This is a genomic window from Caballeronia sp. M23-90 (assembly GCF_053574605.1).
Genome location: NZ_JBSIPA010000142.1, coordinates 1 through 13,581 on the forward strand (window position 1 = coordinate 1; position 13,581 = coordinate 13,581).

Annotated in this window: 15 protein-coding genes; 3 read left to right on the forward strand and 12 right to left on the reverse strand. The window is 60.0% G+C overall.

What is annotated here, in order from left to right; all coding sequences use genetic code 11:
* The 6 genes from ACRXB1_RS15870 to rpsP form a co-directional block, all read right to left on the reverse strand.
* The coding region (locus ACRXB1_RS15870) for a CobD/CbiB family protein (protein WP_449492515.1) at positions 1-763 on the reverse strand (763 nt) is incomplete at its 3' end.
* A 114-nt stretch (positions 764-877) separates the two neighbouring features.
* Entirely contained in the window at positions 878-1,579 is a 702-nt protein-coding gene (locus ACRXB1_RS15875; protein ID WP_236873356.1) for a CoA pyrophosphatase, read from the reverse strand.
* A 130-nt stretch (positions 1,580-1,709) separates the two neighbouring features.
* Positions 1,710-2,096 carry a 50S ribosomal protein L19 gene (gene rplS, locus ACRXB1_RS15880; RefSeq protein ID WP_062000005.1) on the reverse strand — a complete coding sequence of 129 codons (387 nt, stop codon included), beginning with the start codon at positions 2,094-2,096 and terminating at the stop codon, positions 1,710-1,712.
* Between the two features lie 135 nt (positions 2,097-2,231).
* Positions 2,232-3,002, reverse strand: a complete 771-nt coding sequence (trmD, locus tag ACRXB1_RS15885) for a tRNA (guanosine(37)-N1)-methyltransferase TrmD (RefSeq protein WP_062000006.1) — start codon at positions 3,000-3,002, stop codon at positions 2,232-2,234.
* 33 nt (positions 3,003-3,035) lie between these two features.
* Positions 3,036-3,743 (reverse strand): ribosome maturation factor RimM, encoded by a 708-nt coding sequence (gene rimM, locus ACRXB1_RS15890; protein WP_062167313.1) that lies wholly within the window; start codon positions 3,741-3,743, stop codon positions 3,036-3,038.
* 79 nt (positions 3,744-3,822) lie between these two features.
* The gene (gene rpsP, locus ACRXB1_RS15895; RefSeq protein WP_047844837.1) at positions 3,823-4,077 is read right to left on the reverse strand and encodes a 30S ribosomal protein S16; all 255 of its coding nucleotides are present in this window, start codon (positions 4,075-4,077) and stop codon (positions 3,823-3,825) included.
* 362 nt (positions 4,078-4,439) lie between these two features.
* Between rpsP and ACRXB1_RS15900 the strand changes: the two genes are divergently transcribed.
* Positions 4,440-4,934, forward strand: coding sequence for an NINE protein (locus ACRXB1_RS15900; protein ID WP_062000008.1), 495 nt, complete (start codon positions 4,440-4,442; stop codon positions 4,932-4,934).
* A gap of 52 nt (positions 4,935-4,986) precedes the next feature.
* Here the strand turns inward: ACRXB1_RS15900 and ACRXB1_RS15905 are convergent, their stop codons facing one another.
* Both ACRXB1_RS15905 and ACRXB1_RS15910 read right to left on the reverse strand, forming a co-directional pair.
* Positions 4,987-6,123 carry a PA0069 family radical SAM protein gene (locus tag ACRXB1_RS15905; RefSeq protein WP_449492516.1) on the reverse strand — a complete coding sequence of 379 codons (1,137 nt, stop codon included), beginning with the start codon at positions 6,121-6,123 and terminating at the stop codon, positions 4,987-4,989.
* Between the two features lie 81 nt (positions 6,124-6,204).
* Positions 6,205-6,693: an Lrp/AsnC ligand binding domain-containing protein gene (locus ACRXB1_RS15910; protein ID WP_075359654.1), complete on the reverse strand. Its 489-nt coding sequence runs from the start codon at positions 6,691-6,693 to the stop codon at positions 6,205-6,207.
* Between the two features lie 150 nt (positions 6,694-6,843).
* Here ACRXB1_RS15910 and ACRXB1_RS15915 point away from each other — a divergent pair, with 150 nt between their 5' ends.
* Positions 6,844-8,136 carry a D-amino acid dehydrogenase gene (locus ACRXB1_RS15915; protein WP_449492517.1) on the forward strand — a complete coding sequence of 431 codons (1,293 nt, stop codon included), beginning with the start codon at positions 6,844-6,846 and terminating at the stop codon, positions 8,134-8,136.
* 83 nt (positions 8,137-8,219) lie between these two features.
* Here the strand turns inward: ACRXB1_RS15915 and ACRXB1_RS15920 are convergent, their stop codons facing one another.
* From ACRXB1_RS15920 to ACRXB1_RS15930, 3 genes are all read right to left on the reverse strand, one after another.
* Complete coding sequence (locus tag ACRXB1_RS15920; RefSeq protein WP_449492518.1) at positions 8,220-10,010, reverse strand: acyl-CoA dehydrogenase; 1,791 nt, start codon at positions 10,008-10,010, stop codon at positions 8,220-8,222.
* Positions 10,011-10,084: 74 nt separating this feature from the next.
* Positions 10,085-11,020 (reverse strand): electron transfer flavoprotein subunit alpha/FixB family protein, encoded by a 936-nt coding sequence (locus ACRXB1_RS15925; protein WP_062000012.1) that lies wholly within the window; start codon positions 11,018-11,020, stop codon positions 10,085-10,087.
* Between the two features lie 13 nt (positions 11,021-11,033).
* Positions 11,034-11,783 (reverse strand): electron transfer flavoprotein subunit beta/FixA family protein, encoded by a 750-nt coding sequence (locus ACRXB1_RS15930; protein ID WP_062000013.1) that lies wholly within the window; start codon positions 11,781-11,783, stop codon positions 11,034-11,036.
* Positions 11,784-12,047: 264 nt separating this feature from the next.
* Between ACRXB1_RS15930 and ACRXB1_RS15935 the strand changes: the two genes are divergently transcribed.
* Positions 12,048-12,944, forward strand: a complete 897-nt coding sequence (locus ACRXB1_RS15935; protein ID WP_449492519.1) for an alpha/beta hydrolase — start codon at positions 12,048-12,050, stop codon at positions 12,942-12,944.
* 6 nt (positions 12,945-12,950) lie between these two features.
* Here the strand turns inward: ACRXB1_RS15935 and ACRXB1_RS15940 are convergent.
* The coding region (locus tag ACRXB1_RS15940) for a histone deacetylase family protein (RefSeq protein ID WP_449492520.1) at positions 12,951-13,581 on the reverse strand (631 nt) is incomplete at its 5' end.

A 13,581-nucleotide genomic window follows, 5' to 3' on the forward strand; every position in this document is an offset into this window, starting at 1 on the left:
TGGGTGTTTTGCTCGCCGCCGGGAGCGGGGCGCTGGGGGCGAGCAAAACACCCTCATTGGCATCGGGCCATTGCTTGGCGTGATTGCGCCACGCATAGATGGCGTCCTCGAAATTCCCCACAATAGCGAACCCCAAAGCCGTCAACCGCGCAGGCACCCAATCGATAAAGAAAAACGCCCGCTGCGCAAACGTAGAAAACGCCGGCGTGCGTTCATCCGTCGGCCGGACCCACGACCTCGCCAGATATTCAGCGATCCGATAGAACACCGCACCCGCCGGCCCGATAGGAATCAGAAACCAGAAGAACACGCCGAACACGTGCCGGTGCGACGCCACTACGGCATGAACCAGCGTATGCCGGACGATCTCGCTCACGGGCATATCGAGTGTATCGATACCGGTCCACTCGTTGAGAATTTCGCGGGCGCGCGGAACATCGTCGTTGTTCAACGCGAGATGGATATCGGTGAAATAGTGGCTGAACTGCCGGAACCCGAGCGTGAAATACACGATCACCACGTTCCAGAGGAACGCGAGCGCGAAGTTGATGTGATAAAGGACGTAATAGACCAGCCCGACGGCCAACGTCCACGGCACTACGACAATCAGCCACGCGAGCACGCCATGCCGCGGCTTGCCGGCATCGAAGCCATGAGCCGCGGATTCCGCATGGTACTGAAGCAACGCCGATATAGGATTCTGCGGCGAAAGCGCGCGCAACTGCTCAATGATAAGAGCCAGCAATACAGAGAAAAAAGTCATGCGATGCGCCGGGACATTCGAGTTTTACGAATTTCGTGTAAAGATATCACAGCGCCGATGCAGCCAGAGGGACACATCGGCTGAAGCGCTATTCGGGTGCCGACACATTACGCGTCACGCGGCGAGGAAGCGATAGAAATTACGTAACATACCCGCCGTTGCACCCCAGATGAAATACGGAGCCGCATTCTCGGCGGGTGTGAACGGCATCGCAAAAAAACGACGTTCGCCGCCTTCCCATCGAAACACGCGGACTTGATGATTGGCTGGGTTCATGAGGAACGCGAGCGGGACTTCGAAGATATCGGCGACTTCGAGTGTATCGGCGTGAAGTTCGATCGGCGGATGGACCAATGCGACGACCGGCGTGACGCGAAATCCGGTACCGGTCAGATAGTCGGGCAGTTCGCCCAGCACTTCCACATGCACGGCCTCGAGCCCCACTTCCTCTTGCGCTTCGCGAAGCGCGGTCGCGGCGGCATCGGCGTCTTCGGGTTCCTGGCGTCCGCCCGGGAAGCTGATTTGCCCGGCATGGTTCGTCAGGTGATCGGCACGCTGCGTGAGCAGCACGGTCAGGCCGCCTTCGCGCACGACAAGCGCAATGAGCACCGACGCCACCCTCGGATCGCCCCCGAGCGCCTTGACCTTGTCATCGCGTGCGTCCGGCGTCCAGTCGAGCGTCTGTGAAAACCTCGCACGCATGCCGTCGGGCGTCAACACGTCTTCACGCACGCGAGGCAAGTCCGAGCTGGTCGATTCGATCGGCAGGATTTCGGGCTCGAGAATGCGGGGAGTCGACGGCTTGGGGGCGGACACGTGGGACTTGGCTTCTTGATTGGTTTTGATTTCAGGCGCCGTGAACGATGACGCAAGACATGATTTGACCACACCAAAGAAAAAAGCACCCGCGAGGGTGCTTTTTCCGGTGCAGCGGTCAGCGCAACACTTACGCCTTGGCAGCAGAACGGTCTTTCGACACGAGCTTTTCCTTGATCCGAGCCGACTTGCCCGAACGTTCGCGCAGGTAGTACAGCTTTGCACGACGCACATCACCGCGACGCTTCACGACGATGCTAGCGAGCAGCGGCGAGTAGGTCTGGAACGTACGCTCGACGCCTTCGCCCGACGAAATCTTGCGGACGATGAAATTCGAGTTCAAACCACGGTTGCGCTTCGAGATCACGACGCCTTCGTAAGCCTGGACACGCTTGCGCGTACCTTCAACCACGTTGACGCTGACGATCACCGTATCGCCGGGGGCGAATTCGGGAATCGACTTCTCGCCGAGTGCGCGCGCGATTTCTTCTTTTTCGAGTTGCTCAATCAGATTCATTACTGACTCCTGGAGCCATCTTGCCGGAGTTGTTTGCCATGTTGGTGGCCCCGGTAGAGGATGGGTTCACATCTGGCGCCGGCTTGATTCAAGCATGGCGCCGCCCTTTGTCCCGCTTCGAACCTGGCTGAAAGCCTACTGCGCCTTCGACCCTTCCTTGGCGAGACTTGCAAGCCATGCCTCGTCGGCACGGCTCAACATCTTATTCCTGCGCGCCTTGTCGATCAGATCAGGCCGCTTTTCCTGCGTATTCTTCAGCGATTCACGCCGGCGCCATGCTTCGATTTCCTTGTGATGGCCGCCAAGCAGCACATCCGGAACCCGCACACCGCCGTATTCTTCCGGGCGCGTGTAGTGCGGACAATCGAGCAGCACATCGACAAAACTGTCCTGCACCGCCGACTGCGAGTCGTTCAGCACGCCGGGCAACTGACGCACGACGGCGTCCATGAGCGCCATGGCCGGCAGTTCACCGCCGGACAAAACGAAGTCGCCAAGACTGATTTCTTCGTCCACCACACGATCGATCAAACGCTGGTCGATCGCTTCATAACGGCCGCACAGCACGATCATCCCGGGCTCCTGAGCGATTTGCATCACACGCTCATGGTCCAGCGTCTTGCCTTGCGGCGACATCATCACCACACGCGTGCCGCTGATACCCTGCTCTGCCTGCGCCGCTTTCGCAGCCGATATTGCGTCTTCCAGGGGGCGCGCCAGCATCACCATGCCCGGGCCGCCGCCATAAGGACGATCGTCGATGGTCCGGTAATTGTCCGTGGTGAAATCGCGAGGATTCCACGTGCGCAGACCGAACCGTTCCTGCTTGACTGCCCGGCTGGTAATGCCCCAGTCGGTCAGCGCGCGAAACATCTCGGGAAAGAGCGTCACGACGTCAAACTGCATCGCCCTCTCCTTGTGATCGGTGATTCCGATAAATCAATAGTCGACATCCCAATCGACGACAATCTTTCGCGCCGCCTGGTCCACTGTCTTGACAAATACGCCTACGAACGGAATGAGCCGCTCGCCGGTAATGGGCGAGCCGTCCTTGCCCGTAGTCGGAAATTCCACTCGCATGATGGAATGCGCGCCATTGTCGATCATGCCCGCGACCTGGCCGAGGGCCACGTTCGCTTCATTCACGACATCCAGGCCGATCAGATCGACCCAGTAGAATTCGTCTTCGCCAGAGAGCTTCGGGAAGTCGCTGCGCAACACATGGATAGTGTGGCCGCGCAACGCATACGCTGTATCGCGATCGTCGCAGCCGGCAAAATGCGCGACAACCGTGTCGCTATGCACTTTCGACTGCAGGCAACGAACCGACTTGCGCTCATTCCCCTTGACCAGCCACCAGCGCTTTGCAGCAAGCATTGCGTCGCCGCCGTGCCCTGCATGCGCGTGCGGCGCAATCTTGACCCAGCCCTTGAGGCCGTAAGCATCAACGATGGCGCCGACTTCGATTGCGTCGTCGGGCAATGCTTCGACGGCCTCGATTGAACCCGAGTCGTCCAAAGCGTCGATAGCCACGCGACGCGCTGCCGGCTTGCGGACAAATGCGCCAAACGTGGCATCGTTCTGCTCAGGCTTCTCGCCACGTGCGGCTTTCAAACCTGAGTCTGAAGCAGAATCACGCGTCGACATAAGCCAGTCTCCCGCAAACATCGGCAGCAAAAATCGGCCGGATCACCTGGACCCGAGCGATCGACTGCAGCAACCGCACTTAAGCAGCCGGCTGAGCTTGTTGCGATTGCTTGACCAGACGGGCAACCGTCGGCGACAGTTGCGCGCCGTTGTCTTGCCAGTACGTCAGGCGGTCCTGAGCGATGCGCAGCGCTTCGCCTTTGGTCGCGACGGGGTTGTAAAAACCCACGCGTTCGATGAAGCGGCCATCACGGCGGCTACGCGAATCGGTTGCAACGATGTTGTAAAACGGGCGCTTCTTGGAGCCGCCACGAGCCAAGCGGATGATAACCATGCTGAAATCCTTGAAAACCGGGGTTCGGAACTACCAAAACACGCGATTATAGCGGCAAAACGATGCCTTAACAAACACTTGCATCGATTAATCGAGATGAGAAGGGCTGCTTTGCGTGGTGTTTGACGTACAGCCAATAGTCGCAAAGCACCGTGCGCCGGGCTTTTCGGGAGTTCCACGCAGGTTTTAGGAAGACAGATAAGGGATTCGAGCAGAAAGCGTTTTTCGGCGCGTGGTCGCGAATCGGCGAGCGCCTGCTTGGACCCGCGGCTGCGGCGTAGAATGCCGCTTCAGAGCGAACGTTTCGTGTCTCGTGTCTCCCCGCCCTTACCTGCCTTTAACGCTTCTCTTTCAGCTTCCCGATGAACAACCCGTCGTCCACTGTAACGCATCCTTCCAATCCGGCGCCAAACGGACGCTTCCGTTCAAAAACGCTGACCGCCGCGCTTGCCTTCTTTCTTGGCAGCATTGGCGCACATCGCTTTTATTTGTACGGTTTGCGCGACAAATTCGGCTGGGCGCATATTGTCGGCCTTCTGCTCGGCCTCGTGGGTTACATGCTGCTCGCCGCGACCGAACGCGCGTCGGTACTCGGCTGGGTGCTCGTCGTGCCCGGCGCGGTTTCGCTGCTGTCAGCGTTTCTGTCAGCGATTGTCTATGGCTTGCGGCCGGATGAAAAATGGGACGCCCAGTTCAATTCGCAGACCGGACAACACAGCGACTCAGGTTGGACCGTGATCTTCGTCGTGATCTTCTCCCTGCTATTTGGCGCGTTCATATTGATGGCCGGTCTCGCGCTTACCTTCCAGACGTACTTTGAAGGCCAGGTTCAGGCGGCGAAAGAGCTGTCGCAGTAATTTGCCTAACGGGGTCGTGAAGGGTTCGCGAATCCGGTCCCATTTAGAACAGCTAGAACAGCTTCATCTGCGGACTTTCCACGACGGGCTGCTTCGGCGCGCTCTCGCCGCGCCGGAACGCCGACATGTCCAGAATGCCGCGATGCCGCTGGTTCAGCCCAAGCCGTCGCGCGGCATGGTCAAAACGCTGCTTGAGCATGTCGGCCCATAGTCCTTCGCCTTTCATACGCTTCGCAAAATCCGAATCGTAGTCTTTGCCGCCGCGCATATCGCGCACACGGCCCATCACGCGCTCTGCCCGATCAGGGAAATGCGCCGCCAGCCAATCCTTGAACAACGGCGCGACCTCCCACGGCAGCCTCAAGACAATATAGCTCGCGCTCCTTGCACCGGCTTCTGCGCAGGCTTCCAGCACGCGTTCCATATCGGGTTCGGTGACGAAGGGAATCATGGGCGCGACGCTGACGCCGACCGGGATGCCCGCTTCGGCAAGTGTGCGGATGGTCCGCAGCCGTCTGGCCGGCGTTGCCGCGCGAGGTTCGAGCGTGCGGGCAATGTCGGCGTCGAGTGTGGTGATGGTCACCGCCACCATCACCTGCCCTTTCTGCGCCATGGGCGCCAGCAGGTCGATATCCCGCTCGACCAGCGAAGACTTCGTGATCGCCGCGAACGGATGCCCCCGCTCGCTGAGGATTTCAATGACGCGCCTCGTGATCCGCAAGTTCCGCTCGACGGGCTGATACGCGTCCGTATTGACGCCGAGCGCTATGGGCTCGGGTTGGTAGGACGGCTTGTCCAGTTCGTGCTCGAGCAACTCCCCGGCGTTGATCTTCGCGTAAATGCGGCTTTCGAAATCGAGTCCCGGCGACAATCCCAGATAACTGTGCGTCGGCCGGGCGAAGCAATAGATACATCCATGCTCACACCCACGATAAGGATTCAGCGATACCCCAAACGGAATATCAGGCGACGAGTTGCGTGTGAGGATGCTCTTCGCACGCTCCTCGAACACTTGAGTGCGCAGCGCCGGTGCGCCTTCTGCCTCGCCGTCCTGATCCGTATGCGTCCAGCCGTCGTCGACCCGCTCGCGCTCGTCCTTCTCATAGCGTCCCTGAAGGTTCGTGACCGCGCCTCGGCCTTTGAGCGGCGCGGGCGGAGCAACGGGATATTCAGAGTCATGCAGAGCCATGATCGAAGCTTGGAAAAGAGCAAAACACTGTATAAATATACAGTAAATCTGGTCTTTCGCAAGCGGCCTCAGGTGGAGGGATCAGTCCGCTACGGCAATGGCAAGACTCTCCTTGATCTCCTCCATGACTACATAGCTTTTGGATTGCACGGCCCCGGGAAGCTGCAGCAGGATATCGCCAAGCAGTTTCCGGTAATCGGCCATTTCGCCAATACGCGCCTTGATCAGGTAGTCGAAATCGCCGGAAACGAGGTGGCATTCCAGAACCTCGGGAATGCGCTGCACCTCGCGTCGAAACTGCTCGAACATGTTGCCGCTCTTGTGGTCGAGCGTGATTTCGACGAACACGAGCAGTGACGCCCCCAACTGATGCGGGTTCACACGGGCGTAATAGCCGGAAATGACGTCGTCCCGCTCCATGCGTTTTACGCGCTCGATACACGGCGTTACCGAAAGCCCGACCTGCTCCGCAAGTTCCTTCATCGCGATGCGGCCATCCTGTTGAAGGATCCGCAGAATCCGCCGATCGATCTTATCCAGCTCCCGCACCGAATTTCGTTGAGTTCTCATTCGATTCAACCAAAAAGTAAGCAAATACAATAACAAAAACTACCGCTCTCTCAATACTATAGTCGATACCACTATGTAACCCGCTACTCAAACGGCTTCATGAAAAACGAAGCAATGACCGGCGGAATGTCACTTTGCACGGAGCAAGACATGCAAGTCGTAATCTTGGGAAGCGGTGTTGTCGGAGTGACGAGCGCCTACTATCTGGCCCGTGCGGGGCACCACGTGACGGTCATCGACCGTGAAGCCGGGCCAGCGCTCGAAACGAGTTTTGCAAACGCAGGGCAGATCTCACCAGGCTATGCATCGCCATGGGCGGCTCCCGGCGTGCCGCTCAAAGCGGTGAAGTGGATGTTCGAGAAACACGCGCCGCTCGCCATTCGCCTGGACGGGACATCGTTTCAGTTGAAGTGGATGTGGCAGATGCTGCAGAACTGCACGCAGGACCGCTATTCGATCAACAAGGGCCGCATGGTTCGCCTGGCTGAGTACAGCCGCGATTGTCTGCAGGCGCTGCGTGCGGACACGGGCATTCAATATGAAGGCCGGACCGGCGGCACGCTGCAACTGTTCCGCACGCAGCAGCAACTGGACGGCGCGGCGAAGGACATCGCCGTCTTGCGCGACGCGAACGTGCCCTTCGAACTGCTCATGCCTGCCGACCTGCATAAGGCGGAGCCGGCGCTCGCGGCGGTATCGCAGAAACTGACGGGCGGTTTGCGCCTGCCGAACGACGAAACCGGCGACTGTCAGAAATTTACCACGCGTCTTGCCGCCATGGCCGAACAGCTCGGCGTGAAATTTCGCTACAACACGCCTATCGATGCCCTCGCAATCAGCGGCGGCCGTATCGCCGGCGTGCAGTGCGGCAGCGAGATGATCCGCGGCGATTCTTACGTGGTTGCGCTCGGTTCGTACTCCACCAAACTGCTTGGCGACCTCGTCAAGATTCCGGTTTATCCGCTGAAGGGCTATTCACTGACGGCGCCTGTCGTCAATGAAAGCGCCGCGCCGGTTTCCACCGTGCTCGACGAAACCTACAAGATCGCGATCACCCGTTTCGATGACCGGATCCGTGTTGGCGGCATGGCGGAAATTGTCGGCTTCGATCAATCCCTTCGCCAGGCGCGCCGCGAAACGCTCGAAATGTGCGTGAACGACTTGTTCCCCGGCGGCGGCGATACGGCGAAGGCGTCGTTCTGGACCGGCTTGCGCCCCATGACCCCGGACGGCACGCCGATCGTTGGCCGTACGCCGATCGCGAATCTGTACTTGAACACGGGACACGGCACGCTCGGCTGGACCATGTCGTGCGGCTCCGGCCAATTGCTGGCGGACCTGATGTCGGGCAAGCAGCCGGCGATCCAGTCGGACGATTTGTCGGTGCATCGTTATTTGGGCGAAGCGCGTGCGAGCGGCAGGCCTGCGTACGCAAGGGCATGACCTGAAAACAAAGTATAGAAACGTAAAAGGCCGTCCCCGCGAAGGGACGGCCTTTTCATTTGCGCTGCGCCGAACGACGCAAATCAGAATTGTTCTTCGCGCATCGCGAGATACCCTTCCTGCCCGTTGGCGCTGACGATCGATGCTTCGATGCCCGGCGCCTGCGATAAAACATGCTCGGCAAAGAACTGCGCCGTGGCGATCTTTGCGCTATGGAACGCTTCGTCTTCTGCGCGCTTGTCCGATGCCACCAGCAGCGCCCGCGCCATTTGCCAGCCACCGAGCACGATTCCCGCGAGCTTCAGATAAGGCACGCTGCCGGCAAACACCGCGTTCGGATCGCTTTTCACCTTTGCGACCATGAACTCGACCACGCGCGCCAATGCGAGACTTCCCGCGCTCAGATGCCGGTGCATGGACTTGAACGCCTGGCCCTCACGATCGGCCAACAGCGCGATGGTCTGGTCCATCTGCGCAAGAATCGCCAATGCGGTCGCGCCGCCGTCGCGCACGGTCTTGCGGCCAATCAGATCGTTCGCCTGGATCGCGGTCGTCCCTTCGTAGATGGTGAGAATGCGTGCATCTCGATAATGCTGGGCCGCCCCCGTTTCCTCGATGAAACCCATGCCGCCATGAACCTGCACGCCGAGGCTCGTGACATCGATGGAAAGCTCTGTACTCCAGCCCTTCACGACCGGCACGAGAAATTCGTAGATGGCCTGATGCTGTGCGCGAGCGGCTTCGTCCGGATGGTGATGCGCCAAGTCGCAATGCGCCGCCGCCACGTAGGCGAGCGCGCGCGATGCTTCGGTCAGCGAACGCATGGTCAGGAGCATGCGGCGTACATCCGGATGATGAATGATCGATACCGGCTGCTTCGCCGAGCCATCGACCGGGCGGCTCTGCACGCGATCTTTCGCAAACGCGACGGCCTGCTGGTAAGCCCGCTCGGACACCGCCACGCCCTGCAGCCCGACCGCAAAGCGCGCGGCGTTCATCATGATGAACATGTACTCGAGCCCGCGATTTTCCTCGCCGATCAACTCGCCGACCGCGCCGCCATGGTCGCCGAATTGCAGCACGGCGGTCGGGCTCGCCTTGATCCCGAGCTTGTGTTCAATCGAAACGCAATGCACGTCGTTGCGCTCGCCGAGCTGGCCGGTTTTATCGATGAGAAACTTGGGGACGATGAACAGCGATATGCCCTTCACGCCATCGGGCGCACCGGGCGTGCGCGCCAGCACGAGATGGGCGATGTTCTTCGCCATGTCGTGCTCGCCGTAGGTGATGAAGATCTTCGTGCCGAAGAGCTTGAACGTGCCATCGCCTTGCGGCTCGGCGCGCGTGCGCACGAGCGCGAGATCGGAACCGGCTTGCGGCTCGGTGAGGTTCATCGTGCCGGTCCATTCGCCAGAGATCAGCTTAGGCACGTAGAGCTGCTTTTGCTCCTCGGTACCGGCCGTGAGCAATGCTTCTATAGCGCCATCGGTCAGCAGCGGACACAACGCAAACGACAGATTCGCCGCATTCAACATTTCGATACACGGCGTCGCGATGAGCTTCGGCAAACCCTGCCCGTCGTATTCGACAGGATGCAGCACGCCTTGCCAGCCGCCTTCGCCGAATTGCCTGAACGCTTCTTTGAAGCCCGGCGTGGTGATGACTGCGCCGTCTTTCCATGCGCTCGGATTCCTGTCGCCCTCAACGTTCAGCGGCGCAACCACTTCGCCGTTGAACCGCGCAGCTTCTTCGAGCACGGCGCGGGCGGTGTCGAGGCTTGCGTCCTCGAAACCCGGCAACGCCGAGATGCCTTCAATGTCCGCGAGTTCCTTCATCACGAACAACATGTCCTTGACGGGCGCGTGATAGCTCATGCTTGTCTCCCCCACTAGATATGAAAAGGGGCGCACATGCGTCGCCCCTTTTTTAGTCTTTCCTGACCAGCCGATCAGCCCAGCTCTTTCACCAGATCCGGCACCACCGTGAACAGATCGCCCACGAGCCCGTAGTCCGCGACACCGAAGATCGGTGCTTCAGCATCCTTGTTGATCGCGACGATGACCTTCGAGTCCTTCATCCCGGCCAGATGCTGAATCGCGCCCGAGATACCGACGGCGACATACAAATTCGGCGCCACGATCTTGCCCGTTTGCCCGACCTGATAATCGTTCGGTACGAACCCGGCGTCGACCGCTGCACGCGATGCACCCAGCGCCGCGCCCAGTTTGTCGGCGAGCGGTTCGAGCACTTTCGTGTAGTTCTCGCCGTTGCCGAGACCCCGTCCACCCGACACGATGATCTGCGCCGACGTCAGTTCAGGCCGGTCCAGCTTCGTCACTTCGCGGCTCACGAACTTCGAGATGCCGGCGTCAGCAGCGGCTTCGATCTTTTCGACCGATGCACTGCCGCCTTCTGCTGCAACCGGATCGAAACCCGTGGAACGCACGGTGATGACCTTGATGGCATCGCTCGATTGAACAGTTGCGATGGCATTGCCCGCGTAGATCGGACGCTCGAATGTATCGGCGCTGTCGACCGCCGTGATGTCGCTGATTTGCGCGACGTCCAGATGCGCTGCGATACGCGGCGCGACGTTCTTGCCGTACGCGGTTGCAGGAGCCAGGATATGCGAATAGTTCTTCGCGATCTGCAACACCGTCCCGTCGATATTTTCGGCGAGTCCGTCGGCAAGCTGGGGTGCATCGGCCAGCAGCACCTTCGATACACCCGCGATCTTCGCGGCGGCATCGGCTGCTGCTTGCGCGTTCGCACCCGCGACCAGCACGTGAACGTCGCCGCCAATCTTCGATGCAGCCGCGATGGTGTTCAGCGTTGCCGGCTTGATGGATGCGTTGTCGTGTTCTGCAATTACAAGAATGGTCACTTTCTCAACTCCCTCACAGAACCTTGGCTTCGGTCTTCAGCTTCTCGACCAGCGTCTTCACGTCCGGCACCTTCACGCCCGCGGAACGCTGCGGCGGTTCGGCGACTTTGAGCGTCTTCAGACGCGGCGTGACATCCACGCCCAGGTCTGCCGGCTTGATGGTTTCCATCGGCTTTTTCTTGGCCTTCATGATGTTCGGCAGCGTGACGTAACGCGGCTCGTTCAGGCGCAAGTCCGTGGTGATCACGGCAGGCAAGGTCAGCGACAGCGTTTCCGACCCCCCGTCGATTTCGCGCGAAACCGAGACGCGGCCGTCGGCCACCGTTACCTTCGATGCAAACGTCGCCTGCGGCAAACCAGCCAGCGCGGCGAGCATCTGACCGGTCTGGTTCGAGTCGTCGTCAATGGCTTGCTTGCCGAGAATGATCAGTTGCGGCTGTTCCTTGTCGACCAATGCCTTGAGGATCTTCGCGACCGCCAGCGGCTGTAATTCCTCAGTCGATTCGACCAGGATCGCACGATCCGCACCGATGGCCATGGCCGTGCGCAGCGTTTCCTGGCACTGCGTCACGCCGCACGACACGGCGATCACCTCGGTCGCCACGCCCGCTTCACGCAGGCGCACGGCCTCTTCGACGGCGATTTCATCGAACGGGTTCATCGACATCTTCACGTTTGCGATATCGACTGCACTGCCATCCGGCTTTACCCGGACTTTCACGTTGTAGTCGACCACGCGTTTGACTGGTACCAAGATTTTCATGCACACGCTCCTGAGTTACGAATACGTCACCAATCCCATTATAACGAGTGACTCCGGTCATCGAACGCTAACGGCGGATCGGTGACAACCGGCCGATGGAGAATTCCTCAAGCTTAAGACAATCAGCCAAAGCTTATTCGTTACAGAACGATCGTACTATTTTAAGCATATCTTGCCTGCCAGGACAATCGGGGATTTGCTCTAAACGCTTTGCACGCGGCACAGACGCTATCATCGGCGGCATCCCGAGCCACCGAAATCGCCATGCCGAAAGTCGAGCGCAGCACGTATTCCACCAGCAGCATTGCCACGCGCGATGGCATCGACCTCTATCTTCATCGATGGGAGGCCGCTCCTTCGTTTCCCAAACCGCTTGCAAGGATCGCGCTGGTTCACGGACTGGCCGAGCACGCGCGGCGCTATGAGGCGCTGGCGTTGCGGTTGAACGCGGCGGGTATCGAGCTGATCGCGATGGATCTGCGCGGTCACGGCAAGTCGCCGGGCGAGCGCGTGTGGGTGAATACCTTCGACGAGTATCTGCTCGATACCGACGCCCTGCTCGCCGCCGCTAAAACGACCGTGCCTCTGGACGTTCCGTTGCTGCTCATGGGTCACAGCATGGGCGGTGCAATCGCCGCGCTGTATGCAGCCGAGCGGTTGCCGGAAAGCGGGCGCACGCTTGCGGGCCTGATTCTCTCGAGCGCGGCACTGAAGATGCCGGCCAGTGCACCCCGCTGGAAACTGGCGATGGGAGGCACGATCAGCCGCTTCATGCCGCATTTTCCCGCAATGACTATCGATCCCGCCACGTTGTCCCGTGCGAACGGCGTAGTCGAAGCAAACCGGCGCGATCCGCTGGTTCATCACCAGGCGATTCCGGCGAGGACCGTGGCGGAGATCGGCATGGCGATGGCGCGCATTGAAGCCGGACGGGCATCGATCACATTGCCGTTGTTCGTTTTCCACGGCACGCAGGACGCGCTGACGAACCCCGACGGCAGCCGCGAATTCGAAGCCCATGCCGGTTCGACGGACAAGACGCTGTTGATGCTGGAAGGCAGTTATCACGAGACGCTAAACGACCTCGACCGTGACCGTGTGATCAAGGCGTTGATCGACTGGACGCTCGTGCGCGCGGATCTTCAGCGCATGCGCATGTAACGCGGTTCAAATCTCGGCGAGCGCGCGCACATGCGCGACCACGCTGCGCCCGAGCGCCGAGAGGTTATAGCCGCCCTCGAGCGAACTCACGATACGCCCCTTCGCATGCCGTTTCGCCACGGCGCAAATCTGCTCGGTGAGCCACGTATAGTCGTCCTCGACGAGACCCATGTTGCCGAGATCGTCCTCGCGGTGGGCATCGAAGCCTGCCGAGACGAAGATCATCTCCGGCTTGAACTCATCGAGTTTCGGCAGCCACATCATGTCGACGGCTTCACGTACAGCCATGCCTTTCGTACGCGCGGGCATCGGCAGGTTGACCATGTTGGACGCGTGATTGTCGGCGCCGCTATACGGGTAGAACGGGTGCTGGAAAAAGCTGCACATGAGCACGCGCGGGTCGCCGCAAAACGCGGCTTCGGTGCCGTTGCCGTGATGCACATCGAAGTCGATGATCGCAACGCGTTGCAGACCGTGCACCTCGAGCGCATGACGCGCCGCAATGGCGATGTTGTTGAAGAAGCAGAAGCCCATGGCGCGAGCCGGTTCCGCGTGATGTCCGGGCGGACGCACGCTGCAGAACGCGTTGTCGTACGTGCCCGCAATCACCGCGTCGGTTGCCGCGATCGCCGCGCCA

Excerpts from the sequence above, each read along its gene's own strand:
- rplS (WP_062000005.1), bottom strand. The coding sequence starts at position 2,096 with ATGAATCTGATTGAGCAACTCGAAAAAGAAGAAATCGCGCGCGCACTC.
- trmD (WP_062000006.1), bottom strand. The coding sequence starts at position 3,002 with ATGCAGTTTGACGTCGTGACGCTCTTTCCCGAGATGTTTCGCGCGCTG.
- rimM (WP_062167313.1), bottom strand. The coding sequence starts at position 3,743 with ATGTCGACGCGTGATTCTGCTTCAGACTCAGGTTTGAAAGCCGCACGT.
- rpsP (WP_047844837.1), bottom strand. The coding sequence starts at position 4,077 with ATGGTTATCATCCGCTTGGCTCGTGGCGGCTCCAAGAAGCGCCCGTTT.
- ACRXB1_RS15900 (WP_062000008.1), top strand. The coding sequence starts at position 4,440 with ATGAACAACCCGTCGTCCACTGTAACGCATCCTTCCAATCCGGCGCCA.
- ACRXB1_RS15905 (WP_449492516.1), bottom strand. The coding sequence starts at position 6,123 with ATGGCTCTGCATGACTCTGAATATCCCGTTGCTCCGCCCGCGCCGCTC.
- ACRXB1_RS15910 (WP_075359654.1), bottom strand. The coding sequence starts at position 6,693 with ATGAGAACTCAACGAAATTCGGTGCGGGAGCTGGATAAGATCGATCGG.
- ACRXB1_RS15915 (WP_449492517.1), top strand. The coding sequence starts at position 6,844 with ATGCAAGTCGTAATCTTGGGAAGCGGTGTTGTCGGAGTGACGAGCGCC.
- ACRXB1_RS15920 (WP_449492518.1), bottom strand. The coding sequence starts at position 10,010 with ATGAGCTATCACGCGCCCGTCAAGGACATGTTGTTCGTGATGAAGGAA.
- ACRXB1_RS15930 (WP_062000013.1), bottom strand. The coding sequence starts at position 11,783 with ATGAAAATCTTGGTACCAGTCAAACGCGTGGTCGACTACAACGTGAAA.
- ACRXB1_RS15935 (WP_449492519.1), top strand. The coding sequence starts at position 12,048 with ATGCCGAAAGTCGAGCGCAGCACGTATTCCACCAGCAGCATTGCCACG.